This is a genomic window from Nonomuraea turcica (assembly GCF_030718205.1).
Taxonomy (GTDB): Bacteria; Actinomycetota; Actinomycetes; order Streptosporangiales; family Streptosporangiaceae; genus Nonomuraea.
The window spans coordinates 14,175-29,783 of the sequence record NZ_JAUZQF010000008.1 but is presented as its reverse complement, the minus strand read 5'-3'; the positions used below and the strand labels follow the sequence as shown (position 1 = coordinate 29,783).

The window sequence follows — 15,609 nt, the reverse complement described above, 5'->3', positions numbered from 1 at the left end:
TCCGATCCTTAGGGCACTCACACAGCGTCTCTGTGTGCGACGGTCCGGGACATCGGGGATGCCCCGGGTCGAACGCGGACCCCGTCCCCTATGCGGGTCAGGGCCGGTACCCCTTGAAGGTAGAAACTCCGCAGGTCATGGCACATCGGACGATCGGCAGGCACCACCCCCGACTTTGGTCGGGGTCGGTGACGCGACCTCCGAGTGACACCATCGATCCAACCCGTTCGGGCAGCTGAACGCAGGAGTGGAGGTAGGCGCTTTCGGGGTGGGGCTAGCCATACCTCGACGGTGCGCTCCGCTCTACCCTGTTCATGGCCTCACTCCGTTCGGCGGCTGACTTTCGTCAGGGCCGCCTCCTGCCTTTGGAGGAGGTCCGGCATCGACCACGCGGGGATAACGTCGGTGCCGTGAACCGTCTGCGCCCGCTGCGCCGGGAGAGCCGCCGCCAGGTGGTCTACGACCTGCTGCTCTGGGTCGTCCTCGGCATCTTCATCGCCGCCATGGGGCCCGATCCGCTCAAGGATCCGGCCGCCTTCGGCATGGTGACCGCGCCCCGGCTCGCGCTCGCCGCCGTGGCGGTGCTGGTCGGGCGGCGCTGGCCGCTGGCCGCGCTGGTGCTGCTGCTGCCACTCGGGCCGTGGCGGTTCAGCGATGGGTTCGCCACCGTGGACCTGAGCTGGTTGATGCCCAGACGCAATGTGAAGATCCTCCCATTGCTGCCCACTTCGCCGTTCATCATGTGGTACGCCTACCTCACGGGCCGGCGGCTGATCAGGACGTGGCCGGCGCTGGCGGCGTTCGGCCTGATCTCGGCCGTCGGCATGAGTGTGGTGCTGGCCATGGGCGGCGATCTGGCCCTGTGGGTGTCCATGGTCACCGGCTTGCTCGGCACTTACCTCGTGCCCTACCTCCTGGGGCTGCTGCGACGGCGGTTGCTGCAGCAGCGGCGGCAGGCCAGGCTGTCCGCCGAGGCGCAGGCCCGGCTGCGCGAGCGGGCCAGGATCGCCAGAGACATGCACGACTCGCTCGGCCATGATCTGGCCCTCATCGCGGTCCGGGCCGCCGGGCTGGAGCTGGCTCCCGGGCTCGATCCCGGTCAGGTCAAGGCGGCCGGGGAGCTGCGGGTGGCGGCGGCGGACGCCACGGAGCGACTGCGGCAGATCATCGGGCTGCTGCGCGAGGACGCCGACGCCTCGCCGCTGTCGCCCGTCGACGAGGACGTGGCCGAGCTGGTGCGGCGGGCCAGGGACTCGGGCATGGCGATCACCCTCGACCTGGACGGCGGGCCGGTGCCCGGCCTGGCGCGCGCCGTGGTCCAGGAAGGGCTCACCAACGCCGCCAAGCACGCCCCCGGGGCGGCCGTGCAGGTCACGGTCGCACCCCACCGCGTGAGCGTGCGTAACGGGCCGCCCCGCTCCCGCCCCAGCGCGCGGCCGGGCGGTCTGGGGCTGGCGGGGCTGCGGGAACGCGTACGGCTGGTGGGCGGCACGCTGACCGCCGGGCCCGTCGCGGGCGGCTTCGAGCTGGCCGTCGAGCTTCCCCGTACGGGGGAGGAGGGAGCGGTCAGGCGTGGGCCACGTGCAGCCGGTGCAGGACCCGCTTGAAGGCGAAGATCGAGAAGGCGATCGCCAGACCGCTGATCACGGCCACCGCTGAGGTCCGCAGGATCATGAACGCGCCCAGTGATCCGGCCAGCGACTCATAGACGGCCAGGGCGATGCTCAACGTCGAGTTCATCAGCAGCACGAACGCCCACAACAACGTGATCCTGGCGAAGAACCTGCGGATCCGCTCGTGCTTGAGCACCGCCGACGGCAGATGGATGTAGTCGAGCGTGAGCTTCTGCACGAGCGGCTTGTTCAGCCGCACGGAAGCGAGGAAGGCCATGCTGATGCAGATCGTGCCCATCTCCGGCTGGATGAAGAACCACATCCAGGTGCCCGTCCAGAACGACACCAGCGCCCGGATCGTGATCGCGAACGAGGCCAGCCACATCGTCGCGGGCACCTTGACCCGCCTGACCAGCCGCCACGCCACGCCCAGGTAGACCCAGGCGACGGTCGCGACGAGCGCCCACTTGAATCCGAGAACGACCATGGCCAAGTAGAAGACCGCCAGCGGGGCCACGACGCCTTCGAGCAGCCGGGGGGCCGCCTGCCGGACGAGAGCGGTGAGGCGGGGGAGGGCGACAGGGGGATGATTCAAGGCTGCTCCGCAGATAGGCCGACGATCAGCGACTACCCGGGCTTCGAGGGACCAGGCTATCCAGATGGACCGCACGCGCTAACCGATGCGGCGACCTCTGCGTCCCCGGGAAGCACGCCGGTGGCCTACCGTACCCGAGCCGCAGGAGTGCGACCGCCTCTTTGTGCACGTTCCATCTGTTTCCTACGAAATCAGCAGAGCCTTGAACCACGCTTTCAGCCGAGTGAAGCGGTGGCCAACTTCGCGCCGAATCCCACGAAGACGGCGCCGACGCACGAGGTCAGACCGGCGCTGAGCCGTCGGCGCCGGCGGAACTGAGCGGCCAGGAACGTTCCGCCGAAGATCAGCGACGTCAGGTAGAGAAAACTGAAGACCTGGATCACCGCGCCGAGGATCAGGAACGACAGCGCCGGCGTCGCGTACGCCGGGTCCACGAACTGGACGAAGAAGGAGATGAAGAACAGAATCGCCTTCGGGTTCAGCAAGCTGATCATGAGGGCCTTGCGGAACGGGCGCGGCTGGTGTTCCACCGTCACCGGCGCCTCCTCGGCCGCCAGGGCTCGTCGCGACCTCCAGGCGCCCCTGATCATCTGGAAGCCGATCCAGGCCAGGTAGCCGGCGCCCGCGTACTTGACGATCGTGAACAGCACCGGGTTCGAGCGCAGGAGGGACGCGGCGCCGGCGGCGGACAGGACCATCAGCACCGCGTCGCCGACGAAGACGCCTGCCGCGGCCCGGTAGCCCTGCCGCACGCCGTGCTGGGCGGCGAAGCTGAGGACGTAGAGGGAGTTCGGGCCGGGCAGGAGGATGATCAGGAAGGCGCCGATCACATAGGCCCAGAAGTCCGTGATGCCGAAGAACATGGGACTATATGTACCAAACGCCTCCTTGGAGCTGCCGATAGCCCAGCGTTCGGTAGGTCGCGTCCACCATGGCCTGCCCTCGCGGATTGATCCCGAGCCCCGCGCCCTGCTTGTTCATCGTGTAGCCGAAGGCCAGCCGGGCCGTCGGATCGCAGAATCCGACGGATCCCCCCATCCCCGCGTGCCCGAACGCGGTCGCCGACAACAGCGCGCCCTCGCTGTCGGACCCCGGCAGGTATCGGTTGTCGGCGGCCTTCATGAATCCCAGGGAGAAGCGGGTCGGCACGGCCAGCACCGCGTCCGTGCCCGCGGACTCGGTCAGCGCCATGATCTGGAGCTGCTCGCGGCTGACGAGCTCACCCCCGCCGAGCGACAGCGGCCGGTACAGGCCCGCCAGGTTCCGCGCGTTTGTGATCCCGCCGACGGCCCCGAGCTCGGCCGCGTGCGCCGCCCGGCTGTCCGACTCCCCGGGCGCCATGAAGCCGCCCTCGTGGGCCAGCAGCAGCGCCGGGACCGAGGTGGGATCGGTGAAGGCCCTGACGTAGAACGTGGGCGGCGCCTCCGGAGGGTCGGCGGGGATCGTCGGTGCGACCCTGCCTTCCTGCTCTTCAGGCAGCCCGAGCCAGAACTCCAGGCCGAGCGGCTCGGCCACTTCCTCGCGGAAGAACGTGCCGAGCGAGCGCCCGCTCACCCGCCGGACGACCTCGCCGACGAGATAGCCGAACGTCAGCGCGTGATACCCGTGTGCAGTGCCCGGTACCCAGAACGGCTCCTCCTCCGCGAGCCGGTCTGCCATCAGCTTCCAGTCGTAGAAGGCGCCCGGAGGCAGCGGCTCCCGGAACACGGGCAGTCCCGCCCGGTGGGCGAGCAGGTGACGGACGAGCGTCGCTTCCTTGCCCTTGGCGCCGTACTCGGGCCAGTAGCGCACGACCGGCGCGTTCAGGTCGAGCTCGCCGCGCCCGGCCAGGATGTGGGCGCACAAGGCGGTCGCGCCCTTGGTGCACGACCAGACGTGCCCGATGGTGTCGCGCTCCCAGGGGCGGCCGGGCGCCGTCTGCCCGCCCCACAGGTCGACGACGACCTCGCCGTCCACGATCACGCACACCGACGCGCCCACTTCGCCGCGGGTGGCGAGGTTGGCCTCGAACTCCTCCGCGACCTGGGAGAACCCTGGATCACAAGTGCCTTGCACGCTCATTGCCCGAATGCATCACGAAAGGGAGCCCCTGTAAACCGATGACTTCTCGTTGTCATCACGGTCAATCCAGCGAACAGAGAGGAGCCACAGATGGATCTCGGAATCGGCCTCCCCACGTCGGGGCGGCAGGCGGACCCGGAGGCGATCGTCAGGGTGGCGCTGGCGGCGGAGCGGGCGGGACTGGGCGCGGTGTGGGCGTTCGAGCGCCTCCTGCGGCCGGCCGAGGCGGTGTTCGCCGGCACCGACCAGTCCATGCCGCTGCCCGACAACAATGCGCTGGTGTACGACCCGCTGGAGACGCTGGCGTACGTCGCGGCCAAAACCAGCACGATCAGGCTCGGCACGAGCGTCGTGGACGCGCTGTTCCACAGTCCGGTCGTGCTGGCCAAGCGCCTGGCGACGCTCGACAGGCTCAGCGGCGGGCGCGCCGTGATCGGCCTGGGGCAGGGGTGGATGCAGCAGGAGTTCGACGCGACGGGGATCCCCGCCAGACGGCGCGGCGCCGGTTTCGAGGAACACCTCGCCGCCATGCGCGCCTGCTGGGGCCCCGACCCAGTGCGTTTCGACGGCCGCTTCTACACCATCCCTGAGTCGGAGATCGCCCCCAAGCCCACCGGGCTGACGCTGCTGGCGGGGGCGGCGGCGCCGGCCGCCATCGAGCGGGCGGCCAGGCTCGGGCTGGGGCTGACCGTGGTGGTGTTCGCCTGGGACCAGCTCAGGCAGTCCGCCGAGACGTACCGCAAGGGCGGCCAGGGGCCCCTGGTCGCCCAGGTCAACGGGCTGATCACGGATCGGCCGCTGGACGAGCGGATGCCGCTGACCGGCTCGCCGGAGCAGGTGGCCGAGGACCTGGCCGAGGCCCGGGCGCTGGGTGTGGACCACGTGTTCTGGCATCCCTTTGACGGGGACCCGGACGAGATGGTCGGCCGCATCCAGCAGCTCAATACCCATTGACCGGGTCGGGAATCGGTCTATACCTGGAGTAATGACACTCTGGACTCCCGATCCCACGTTCTACCCCTCGCCGAGGGACGCGGCCGGCGCACCGCCCGAGCAACTGGCCTACGTCGCCGCCTTCGACCGCACCGCCGAGCGGCCGGACGCGCTGGCCGTCATCGACACCGATCCCTCCTCGCCCGGCTACGGCACGGTCGCGGGCTGGACGGACCTGCCGAACACCGGTGACGAGCTGCACCACTTCGGCTGGAACGCGTGCAGCAGCGCCCTGTGCCCCAACGCGCCGCATCCGCACGTCGAGCGGCGTTACCTGGTCGTGCCCGGGCTCCGCTCCTCGCGTATCCACATCTACGACACCAAGGACCGGATCAGCCCGGAGCTGGTCAAGGTCGTCGAACCGGAGACCCTCGCTCGCCGCGCGGGTTACTCGCGTCCGCACACCGTGCACTGCGGCCCCGAGGGCCTGTACGTGTCGGCGCTCGGCGGCGCGAACGGGCAGGACGGGCCGGGCGGCATCGCGGTGCTCGATCACACCACCTTCGAGGTGGTCGGGCAGTGGGAGCTGGAGCGGGGGCCGCAGTACCTGGCCTACGACTTCTGGTGGCACATCAACCACGACGTGCTGGTGTCCTCGGAGTGGGGGACACCGTCCATGATCGAGGACGGGCTGGTCGGGGAGCTGCTGCTCGGCCGGAAATACGGCCATAAGCTGCATTTCTGGGACCTCCGCAAGCGGACCCACGTCCAGGAGGTCGACCTCGGCGACCAGCACCAGATGCCGCTGGAGCTGCGCCCCGCCCACGACCCGACCCGCCTGTACGGCTTCGTCGGCGTGGCCGTCAGCGTCGAGGACCTGTCGGCCTCCGTGTGGCTCTGGTTCCACGAGGACGGCCGATGGCAGGTCCGCAAGGTCATCTCCATCCCCGCGGAACCGGCCGACGCCGGCAGCCTGCCGCCGCTGCTGCAGCCGTTCGGCGCGGTGCCTCCGCTCGTGACCGACATCGCGCTCTCGGTGGACGACCAGCGGCTCTACGTCTCGTGCTGGGGCACCGGCGAGATCAAGCAGTACGACGTGTCGGATCCGTACCAGCCGGTGGAGCTGGGATCGCTGCGGATCGGCGGCATCGTCGGGCAGGTCCCGCACCCGGCCGAGCCCGGGCTCGGCCTGCGCGGCGGCCCGCAGATGGTCGAGGTCAGCCGCGACGGCCGCCGCGTCTACCTCACCAACTCCCTGTACGGCGCCTGGGACGACCAGTTCTATCCGGACGGCGTCGGCGCCTGGATGGCCAAGATCGACACCGACGGGTTCGCCTTCGACACCCGCTTCTTCCCGCACGGCGACGATTTCCGCGGCCTACGCCCCCACCAGGTACGCCTGCAGGGTGGGGACGCCTCCTCCGACTCCTACTGCTACCCGTGACCGTTACGGCGGTGCTGCTTCTCGGGGCCTTCCACGGCCTGAACCCGGCCATGGGCTGGCTCTTCGCCGTCGCCCGCGGCCTGCAGGAGCGCAGCAGGGACCGGCTCCTGCAGTCGATCCCGATGATCGCGCTGGGGCACCTGGGCTCGGTGGCCCTGGTGGCGCTCGCCGTGGCGGCCACCGGCTCCCTGGTCACCGGCGCCGTGCTGTCAATCGGTGGCGGCGTGGCGCTGGTGGCCTTCGGCCTGTGGCGCCTGCTGTCCAAGCGGCACTTCCGGTGGGTGGGCATGCGGTTGTCGTTGTGGCAGCTGGCCGGGTGGTCATTCCTCATGTCGTCCGCGCACGGGGCCGGACTGATGTTGCTGCCCGTACTCACCGGGTTGCACGCCGAGGGCCACGCCGGTCATGCCATGTCGGGAGGACTGGGGGTGGCGGCCCTGCACACCCTTGCCATGTTCCTGGTCGCCGGGACGGTCGCAGTGATCGTTTACGAGATCGCCGGACTCAGCGTGCTCCGACGCGCCTGGTTCAACGTGGACCGCATGTGGGCGGTGGCGCTCGTGGCCGCCGGGATCATCACCGTTCTGCAGGCTTGACCGGGCCGGTCAAAATTTGGGTCTTGTCGGTTGACCATGTGCGGATCTACGCTCCCCTTGCTTGTTAGTAAAGTTTCCTAATCAACAAGGGGAGCGCTCGCCCATGCTTCGATCCCTGCGGCTCGCCACGCTGGCCGCGCTCGTCATCGCCTGCTTACACGCGGCCCCCGCCCGGGCGGCGACGACGTACGAGGCCGAGAACGCCACGATCTCCCAGGGCGCGGTCGAGTCGAACCACGCCGGTTACAGCGGCACCGGCTTCGTCAACTACGCCAACGCCACCGGCTCGTACGTCGAGTTCACCGTCACCGCCGCCACCGCCGGCCCCGCCACCCTGACCTTCCGGTACGCCAACGGCACCACCACCAACCGCCCGATGGCCATCGCCGTGAACGGCGCCGCGACCAACCGGGACTTCCCGGGCACCGGCGCCTGGGCCACCTGGCAGGAGACCACGCTCACCACGACGCTGAACGCCGGTGCCAACACCGTCCGCGCCACCGCCACCACCGCGAACGGCGGCCCGAACCTGGACCGCCTGGTGGTCGGCACCCCGTCGAGCGGTGGCACGCCCGTGCAGGCCAACGGGCAGTTGCGGGTGTGCGGCATCAAGCTCTGCAACCAGAACGGCAAGGAGATCCAGCTCCGCGGCATGAGCTCGCACGGCCTGCAGTGGTATTACCAGTGCCTCAACACCGCCTCCCTCGACGCCCTGGCCGGCGACTGGAAGGCCGATGTGCTGCGCATCTCCATGTACATCCAGGAAGACGGGTACGAGACCAACCCGCGCCTGTTCACCGACCGGGTGCACAACCTGATCGAGCAGGCGACGGCGCGCGGCATGTACGCCATCGTCGACTGGCACATGCTCACCCCCGGCGACCCCAACTACAACCTGTCGCGGGCCAGGACGTTCTTCACCGAGATCGCCCAGCGGCACAACGGCAAGAACAACCTCCTCTACGAGATCGCCAACGAGCCGAACGGCGTCTCCTGGTCCACGATCAGGAACTACGCGCACCAGCTCATCCCGGTGATCAGGCAGTACGACCCGGAGACCCCCATCTTGATCGGCACCCGCGCCTGGTCGTCCCTGGGCGTCTCGGACGGCGCCACCGAGACCGAAGTGATCAACAACCCGGTCAACGCCACCAACATCATGTACACCTTCCACTTCTACGCCGCCTCCCACGGGACCGAATACCTCAACGCGCTGTCCCGGGCGGCCGACCGGATCCCGATGTTCGTCACGGAGTTCGGCACCCAGACCGCCTCCGGAGACGGGTCGAACAACTTCACCCGGGCGCAGCAGTACCTCGACCTGATGGCGCAGAAGAAGATCAGCTGGGTGAACTGGAACTTCTCGGACGACTTCCGCTCAGGCGCCGTCTTCACCGAGGGCACCTGCCCGAGCGGCCCGTTCGCCGGCACCTCCCGCCTCAAGCCGGCCGGCGTCTGGGTCCGTGACCGCATCCGCACCCCTGACGACTTCTGACCTCGCCGGCGCGCCGTCCCGGCAGCCGGACGGGAAAATTGGGTCTTTCCGAGGGATGCTCGTGTCTTCACTCTCAGTTCAGGCGCCGGTCAACATCCGAGTCCCGAGCGTCTGAGGAGGACGTGGTGAAACGCCGATTAGTCATCCTGCTGGCGGCCCTAGGCCTGATCTGCCTTACCGGCATGACAGGAGCGGGCGCCTCCGCCGAGCCACCGCCCAACAAGCAGTACCGCGTGCAGGGCCCGGCCACGGCCCAGCAGCGCAGCTCCGTCGCCGCCACCGGCGCGGCCATCGAGGAGGTGACCGCGGACTCGGTCCTGGTCACGGCCACGGAAGCCGAGGTCGCCGCCATCAAGCGGCTCGGCTACCGGGTTGCGGAGGTCCCGCGCCCGACACCCCCGTCCGTCGACGCGTTTGACTTCCCGCCGGCGGACTCCGCTTACCACAACTACGCGGAAATGACCGCGAACATCAACGCCCTGGTCGCGGCCCACCCGAACATCGTCAGCCAGACGACGTACGGCACCTCCTACGAGGGAAGGGCGCTGCGGCTCATCAAGATCAGCGACAACGTGGGCGCCGACGAGGCCGAGCCCGAGGTGCTCTTCACCGCCCACCAGCACGCCCGCGAGCACCTGACGGTCGAGATGGCGCTGTACATCATGCACCTGCTCGCCGACAACTACGGCAGCGACTCCAGGATCACGAACCTGGTCAACTCCAGGGAAATCTGGATCATGCCCGACATGAACCCGGACGGCGGCGAGTACGACATCGCCACCGGCTCCTACCGCTCCTGGCGCAAGAACCGCCAGCCCAATTCCGGCTCGACGGCCGTCGGCACCGACATGAACCGCAACTGGGCCTACAACTGGGGCTGCTGCGGCGGCTCCTCCGGTTCGGCGTCCAGCGACACCTACCGCGGCGCGAGCGCGGAGTCGGCACCCGAGGTCAGGGCGGCGGCCAACTGGGTACGCAGCCGCGTCGTCGGCGGCACCCAGCAGATCAAGGCGCACATCGACTGGCACACCTACAGCGAGCTCATCCTGTGGCCCTACGGCTACACCTTCAACGACACCGCGCCCGGCCTGACCCAGGACGACCGGGACGCGCACGCCACGCTCGGCCAGAACATGGCCTCCACCAACGGCTACACACCGGAGCAGGCCAGCGACCTCTACATCACCGACGGCACCATCGACGACTGGATGTGGGGCGTCTACAAGATCTTCAGCTTCACGTTCGAGATGTACCCGACCGGCTCCAGTCCCGGCTTCTACCCGCCTGACGAGGCGATCGTCCCCCAGACCACCCGCAACAGGGAGGCCGTGCTGCGCTTCCTCGAATACTCGGACTGCGTCTACCGGATCATCGGCAAGGAGGCCCAGTACTGCGGCACCGGCAACCCGCCGGTGACCGTCTACTCCGACACGTTCGAGACGGCCACGGGCTGGACCGTCAACCCGGGCGGCACCGACGCCGCGACCCTCGGCCAGTGGGAGCGCGGTGACCCCGAGGCCACCACGTCCTCGGGTGCCAAGCAACTGGGCACGACGATCAGCGGCACGAACGATCTCGTGACCGGCCGGCTGGCCGGCTCTTCGGCGGGCGCCTACGACATCGACGGCGGCGTCACCTCGATCCAGTCACCGCCGATCGCCCTGCCGTCCACCGGCGCGCTCAACCTCTCCTTGTCGTGGTATCTGGCACACGGCTCGAACTCCTCCAGCGCCGACTATCTCAGGGTCCGCGTCGTGGGCACCACCACGGCCACGGTGTTCCAGCAGGCCGGCGCGGCCTCCAACCGCAACGGCTCCTGGGCCACGGCCACCGCGAGCCTGAACGCCTTCGCGGGCCAGACGGTCCGCATCCTCATCGACGCCGCCGACGCCTCAGGGGCCTCCCTGGTCGAGGCCGGCGTCGACGACGTCAGGATCACCCAGCAGCCGTAGAACACACCGCGCTCCGCCGTACGGGATCGCCGTCCCGTACGGCGGAGCCGTGTTTTTGGGTCTTGTAAGGGCGGGGTGTCAAAGCTACGATCGCGATAACTCTTAGGAAACTTTCCTAAAAGTAATCTTCACCTGGACAAACTCTTACAACCCCCGCAAAGCCCTGACCCTGGGCCTCTGCCCGTGCCGCACGGCTCACGCTCTCACCCCCCGGCACGAGCCGTGCGGCACGTCACTCCCCAAAGGAAGAAACCCGTGAAACACCGCGCGATCCTCGTGGCGTTCGCGACCTTCGCCCTGAGCCTGCTCGTCGCGCCGCCCGCCCAGGCGGCCACCGCCACCGCGACCTTCGTCAAGGTCTCCGACTGGGGCTCGGGCTTCGAGGGCAAGGTCACCGTCACCAACGGCACCACTACCGCGATGAACGGCTGGAACGTGCAGTTCGACGTCCCGGCCGGCTACTCGATCCCGTCCGTGTGGGACGCGGTCATGACCCGCAACGGCCAGCACTACACGTTCACCAACCCGAGCTGGGCGGGGACGCTGGCCGCCGGCGCCAGCGCGAGCTTCGGCTTCAACGGCGGCCCGGGCAACTTCCCCGGCATCACCGGCTGCACGCTGAACGGCGCCTCCTGCGGCGGCACCACCACACCTGGCGTCCCGGGCGCGCCGGGGGCGGCGAGCGCCACCGCGACCGCGGGCGCCATCACCCTGACCTGGGGCGCGTCCTCGGGCACGGTGACGGGCTATCGCGTCTATGAGGGCGCCGCTGTCAAGGCCACTGTCACCGGCACGACGACCACGATCTCCGGCCTCGGCGCCTGCGAGACCCACACCTACACGGTCAAGGCGTACAACGCCCAGGGCGAGTCGCCCGGGCGGGACGCCACCGCCACCACCACCGGCTGCACGGGCGGCGGCGGGACGCTGCCCAAGCACTTCCTCACCGGCTACTGGCACAACTTCGTCAACGCCGCGGCCGAGCTCAAGCTCTCGGCCGTGCCGAACGAGTACGACCTGGTCGCGATCGCGTTCGGCGAGGCCACCGCCACCCCCGGCGAGGTCGTCTTCGCGGTCGATCCCGGCCTGGCCACGGCGGTGGGCGGCTACACCGACGCCCAGTTCAAGGCCGACGTGCAGGCCCTGCACCAGCGGGGCAAGAAGGTCATCCTGTCGGTCGGCGGCGAGGCCGGGCGGGTGCAGGTCGCCGACGCTGCGGCGGCCACCAGGTTCGCCGACTCCGTGTACGCCATCATGCAGAGCTACGGCTTCGACGGCGTGGATATCGACCTGGAGAACGGCCTCAACGCCACCTACATGGCCCAGGCCCTCCGGGCGCTACGCGCGAAGGCGGGCTCCGGCCTGATCATCACGATGGCCCCGCAGACCATCGACATGCAGTCGACCGGAATGGAGTATTTCAAGCTCGCCCTGTCGATCAAGGACATCCTCACCGTCGTCCACACGCAGTTCTACAACTCCGGCTCCATGCTCGGCTGCGACCAGTCCTTCGCCTACGCGCAGGGGACCGTGAACTTCATGACCGCGCTGGCCTGCATCCAGCTGGAGAACGGCCTGCGCCCCGACCAGGTGGCGCTGGGCCTGCCGGCCGGGCCGGGCGCCGCGGGCGGCGGAGTCGTGTCGCCCTCCCTCGTCAACCAGGCACTCGACTGCCTGGCCAAGCGGACCAGCTGCGGGACCTTCGTGCCACCGCGCGCCTACCCGGACATCAGGGGCGCGATGACCTGGTCCATCAACTGGGACGCCAGCAACAACTGGTCGTTCTCCAAGACCGTCAAGCCGCACCTCCAGGGGATGCCATGAGATTTCGCAGCAAGCTGACCGCGTTACTGGCCGGCACCGCACTTGCCCTGACCGGCGCCGGCCTCGTCACCGCCGCGCCCGCGGCCCACGGCGCGGTGCAGCAGATGGCCGCCGCCTGGGCCCCGTGGACCGCCTACGCCGTGGGCGCGGTCGTCACCCACAACGGCGTCGACTACGTCTGCCTCCAGGCCCACACCTCGCAGCCCGGCTGGGAGCCGCCGAACGTGCCCGCCCTCTGGAAGGCCGGCACCGGGGGAGGAGGCGACACCACCGCGCCGTCGGTGCCCGGCAGCCTCCGCTCGACCGGCGTCACCTCCAGCAGCGTCTCGCTGGCCTGGAACGCCTCCACCGACAACGTGGGCGTGACCGGCTACAACGTCTACCGCGGCGGCACGCACGTGGGCACCGCCACGGGCACCACGTACACCGACTCCAGCCTGAACCCCTCGACCGGCTACACCTACACGGTGCGTGCCCGCGACGCGGCCGGGAACCTGTCGGGCGTGAGCAACTCCGTGACCGCCACCACCTCCTCGGGCCCGCCGCCTACCAACCCCACCAAGATGGCCGGCGCCCCCTACCTCTACATGGGCTGGGGCAACCCGCCCAACCCGGGCACCGTGATGGACGCGACCGGCGTCAGGTCGTTCACGATGGCCTTCATCCTGTCCAGCGGCGGCTGCACCCCGGCCTGGGACGGCAACCGGCCGCTGACCGGCGGCGCCGACCAGCAGGCGATCAACACGATCAAGTCCAAGGGCGGCAACGTCCAGATCTCCTTCGGCGGCTGGTCGGGCAACAAGCTCGGCCCCAACTGCTCCACGCCGCAGGCGTTCGCGAACGCGGTGCAGCAGGTCATCAACGCCGTCGGCCCCGCCGTCGTGGACTTCGACATCGAGAACACCGACGAGTTCGAGAACTACACCGTCCAGGACCGCATCCTGAACGGCCTCAAGATCGTCAAGCAGAACAACCCGAACGTCAAGGTCGTCGTCACCTTCGGCACCACCAGGACCGGCCCGAACGCCCACGGCATCCGGCTGATCAACCAGTCCAGGGCGCTGGGCGTGCCGATCGACAACTACACGATCATGCCGTTCGACTTCGGCAGCTCCAACATCTACCAGGACACCGTCAACGCCTCTGAGGGGCTGAAGAACGCGTTGAAGAGCGCGTTCGGCTGGAGCGACGCGCAGGCGTACGCGCGCATGGGCATCTCCGGCATGAACGGCCTGTCCGACCAGCAGGAGCTCACCACCCCGGCCACCTGGACGCAGATCCGTGACTGGGCCAAGGCCCGGGGCCTGACCAGGTTCGCGTACTGGTCCGTCAACCGCGACCGTCCCTGCCCGGGCGGCGGCGTGGTGTCGAACTGCAGCGGCATCGCTCAGGCCGACTGGGAGTTCACCAGGATCACCGCCGGCTTCTGAGCCACGACCCGGCCTGCGCGGGGCTGAACGCCCTCACATGACGAGCTGAGTGGGCTTGAGCGGGACGCCGAGGCCCGGCGGACGGTACGTCGGCAGGGCCTCGCCGTACTCGTGCATCCAGGCGTGGTCCACCAGCAGCCGCATCCGCCCGGCCGCCCGGTCGCCGTCCGGCTCGGTCACGGCCGGGCTGCCGGTGAGCCTGGCCACCGCGCCGGCCACCAGCTCGGCGTCCGGGGGCGACAGGTCGCAGTGGTCGTCGGGCCCGATGAGCAGATCCACGTCCGGCGGCAGCGGGTAGATCGGCCGCGGCAGGGCGAGCACGCGCGGCGGCGGCGCCATCGGCCAGCCGTCGCGCACCGCCTCCAGCAGCACCGACCGCGACGTGCGGTGCGTGAACAGCCCCTCGGCCAGCGCCCAGCTGAGCGCGCCCACGTCCGAGCGGTCCTCGCCACAGGCATGCAGGCACAGGTACGGCACCAGCGGGATCCCCACACCGCTCGCCTGCGCCCACCCGCTGCCGCACCCGGTGAGCACCAGCAGTGCCAGCATCGCCCGGTAGGCGGTGTCGGCGTGCGGGGTCTCCAGCCGGCCCGGTACGATCACGCACCGCCCTCCGGTCTTCTCCGCCGTCACCCCCAGCTCGCGCGCGATCTTCAGGGTGCGCGAGGCGGGCACGCCGGTGCAGGCCTCCTGCCAGCCGGGCGTGTACGGCTCGGCGCGGTCGTCGTACCCGGCCGGCCACGCGCCGGGCAGGCCGGGACGCGCCACCCCGTACACGGCCAGCAGCAGGTCGAACACGGTCGTCACCAGGTTGTCGCCGTCCCGCACCACCGGCACGCCGCGCCGCAGCACCCCCGGACCGTCGTCGAAGCGCGGCAGCAGCACCTCGACCGCCTCGCCGCCGTACACGGTGAGCCGGTCGCTGACCCGCCCGAGCACCCCGCCGGGCACGTACGCGCCGTTCCTCGGCTGCAGCCGCACCAGGAACGGCAGATCCGTGCGCTCCATGGCGTGCCCGGCGAACGGCGTGCGGTCCAGGAAGAACTCCTTGAGCAGCACGTGCCCCATGGCCATGGCCAGCGCGCCGTCCGTGCCCGGGCGCACGACCAGCGTCTCGTCCGACAACCGCGTCGGATGGGTGCCGATCGCGACCACCTTCTGGCCCTTGTACCGCCCGGCGATCACCCAGGGCGTGTCGGCGGTGCGCACGAGTCGGTTGTTCTCGCCCCAGAGCAGCACGTACGCCGCCCGCGCCCAGTCCTCGGCCCGCGGACCGGCGAACCGCGGCCCCAGCACCTGCTCGGGTGCGCACGGATGCTCGGTCAGCACCGCGCCGCCGAGCCCGCCGACGATCCGCGCCAGCGGTGAGGTGGCCAGCGCCGCCACCCGATCCGCGCCGTGCCGCGCGGTGGTGTGCACGATCGCCGCCGCGGCGAGCTCGGCCGCGGTGCCGTCGTCGAGCGGCACCCGCCGCTCGCCTCTCGCCCGGACATATTGCTGTGAGTTCCCTGTGAGTTTCGCCCAGGCCGCGACCGGGTCGCGCAGCCCATCTCTCACCTCGAAGTAGAGCCTCACCAGTGCCTGGTTGACCTGCGATCCCCCCATGCAAAAAGTTGAACACAGACCGTGGTGCCGTATCGCGAAACGTGTCGGCATGTCGGGGATA

The 15,609-nt window shown here is 69.7% G+C and carries 12 protein-coding genes; 8 read left to right on the top strand and 4 right to left on the bottom strand.

Annotated features, from left to right (window positions below):
- Positions 1 to 410: 410 nt before the first annotated feature.
- Entirely contained in the window at positions 411 to 1,607 is a 1,197-nt protein-coding gene (locus tag Q9G87_RS21290) for a sensor histidine kinase (protein ID WP_305918171.1), read from the top strand.
- On the opposite strand, the gene Q9G87_RS21285 is transcribed toward Q9G87_RS21290, so the two are convergent.
- From Q9G87_RS21285 to Q9G87_RS21275, 3 genes are all read right to left on the bottom strand, one after another.
- A complete protein-coding gene (locus Q9G87_RS21285; protein ID WP_305918170.1) occupies positions 1,567 to 2,208 on the bottom strand; it encodes a VC0807 family protein in 642 nt (213 codons plus the stop codon). The two genes, Q9G87_RS21290 and Q9G87_RS21285, sit on opposite strands and share 41 nt — an antisense overlap.
- Positions 2,209 to 2,423: 215 nt before the next feature.
- Positions 2,424 to 3,071, bottom strand: coding sequence for a leucine efflux protein LeuE (gene leuE, locus Q9G87_RS21280; protein ID WP_305918169.1), 648 nt, complete (start codon positions 3,069 to 3,071; stop codon positions 2,424 to 2,426).
- A 4-nt stretch (positions 3,072 to 3,075) separates the two neighbouring features.
- A complete protein-coding gene (locus Q9G87_RS21275; RefSeq protein ID WP_305918168.1) occupies positions 3,076 to 4,269 on the bottom strand; it encodes a serine hydrolase domain-containing protein in 1,194 nt (397 codons plus the stop codon).
- A gap of 90 nt (positions 4,270 to 4,359) precedes the next feature.
- Here Q9G87_RS21275 and Q9G87_RS21270 point away from each other — a divergent pair, with 90 nt between their 5' ends.
- From Q9G87_RS21270 to Q9G87_RS21240, 7 genes are all read left to right on the top strand, one after another.
- Entirely contained in the window at positions 4,360 to 5,223 is an 864-nt protein-coding gene (locus Q9G87_RS21270; protein WP_305918167.1) for a TIGR03619 family F420-dependent LLM class oxidoreductase, read from the top strand.
- A gap of 31 nt (positions 5,224 to 5,254) precedes the next feature.
- Positions 5,255 to 6,646, top strand: coding sequence for a selenium-binding protein SBP56-related protein (locus tag Q9G87_RS21265; protein WP_305918166.1), 1,392 nt, complete (start codon positions 5,255 to 5,257; stop codon positions 6,644 to 6,646).
- Positions 6,643 to 7,242 (top strand): hypothetical protein, encoded by a 600-nt coding sequence (locus Q9G87_RS21260; RefSeq protein WP_371825803.1) that lies wholly within the window; start codon positions 6,643 to 6,645, stop codon positions 7,240 to 7,242. Before Q9G87_RS21265 ends, Q9G87_RS21260 begins: the two co-directional genes overlap by 4 nt.
- Positions 7,243 to 7,345: 103 nt before the next feature.
- Positions 7,346 to 8,737 (top strand): cellulase family glycosylhydrolase, encoded by a 1,392-nt coding sequence (locus Q9G87_RS21255; RefSeq protein ID WP_305918165.1) that lies wholly within the window; start codon positions 7,346 to 7,348, stop codon positions 8,735 to 8,737.
- 125 nt (positions 8,738 to 8,862) lie between these two features.
- On the top strand, positions 8,863 to 10,689 hold the full coding sequence (locus Q9G87_RS21250) for a M14 family zinc carboxypeptidase (protein ID WP_305918164.1): 1,827 nt from the start codon (positions 8,863 to 8,865) through the stop codon (positions 10,687 to 10,689).
- Positions 10,690 to 10,944: 255 nt separating this feature from the next.
- On the top strand, positions 10,945 to 12,513 hold the full coding sequence (locus Q9G87_RS21245; RefSeq protein WP_305918163.1) for a chitinase: 1,569 nt from the start codon (positions 10,945 to 10,947) through the stop codon (positions 12,511 to 12,513).
- Entirely contained in the window at positions 12,510 to 13,943 is a 1,434-nt protein-coding gene (locus Q9G87_RS21240; protein ID WP_305918162.1) for a carbohydrate-binding protein, read from the top strand. The genes Q9G87_RS21245 and Q9G87_RS21240 overlap by 4 nt, the downstream gene beginning before the upstream one ends.
- A gap of 33 nt (positions 13,944 to 13,976) precedes the next feature.
- On the opposite strand, the gene Q9G87_RS21235 is transcribed toward Q9G87_RS21240, so the two are convergent.
- Positions 13,977 to 15,548 (bottom strand): molybdopterin-dependent oxidoreductase, encoded by a 1,572-nt coding sequence (locus Q9G87_RS21235; protein WP_305918161.1) that lies wholly within the window; start codon positions 15,546 to 15,548, stop codon positions 13,977 to 13,979.
- Positions 15,549 to 15,609 lie beyond the last annotated feature (61 nt).

What these genes read in the sequence shown, in the direction of transcription:
- leuE (WP_305918169.1), bottom strand. Translation starts at nt 3,071, where the DNA reads ATGTTCTTCGGCATCACGGACTTCTGGGCCTATGTGATCGGCGCCTTC.
- Q9G87_RS21275 (WP_305918168.1), bottom strand. Translation starts at nt 4,269, where the DNA reads ATGAGCGTGCAAGGCACTTGTGATCCAGGGTTCTCCCAGGTCGCGGAG.
- Q9G87_RS21270 (WP_305918167.1), top strand. Translation starts at nt 4,360, where the DNA reads ATGGATCTCGGAATCGGCCTCCCCACGTCGGGGCGGCAGGCGGACCCG.
- Q9G87_RS21265 (WP_305918166.1), top strand. Translation starts at nt 5,255, where the DNA reads ATGACACTCTGGACTCCCGATCCCACGTTCTACCCCTCGCCGAGGGAC.
- Q9G87_RS21255 (WP_305918165.1), top strand. Translation starts at nt 7,346, where the DNA reads ATGCTTCGATCCCTGCGGCTCGCCACGCTGGCCGCGCTCGTCATCGCC.
- Q9G87_RS21240 (WP_305918162.1), top strand. Translation starts at nt 12,510, where the DNA reads ATGAGATTTCGCAGCAAGCTGACCGCGTTACTGGCCGGCACCGCACTT.
- Q9G87_RS21235 (WP_305918161.1), bottom strand. Translation starts at nt 15,548, where the DNA reads ATGGGGGGATCGCAGGTCAACCAGGCACTGGTGAGGCTCTACTTCGAG.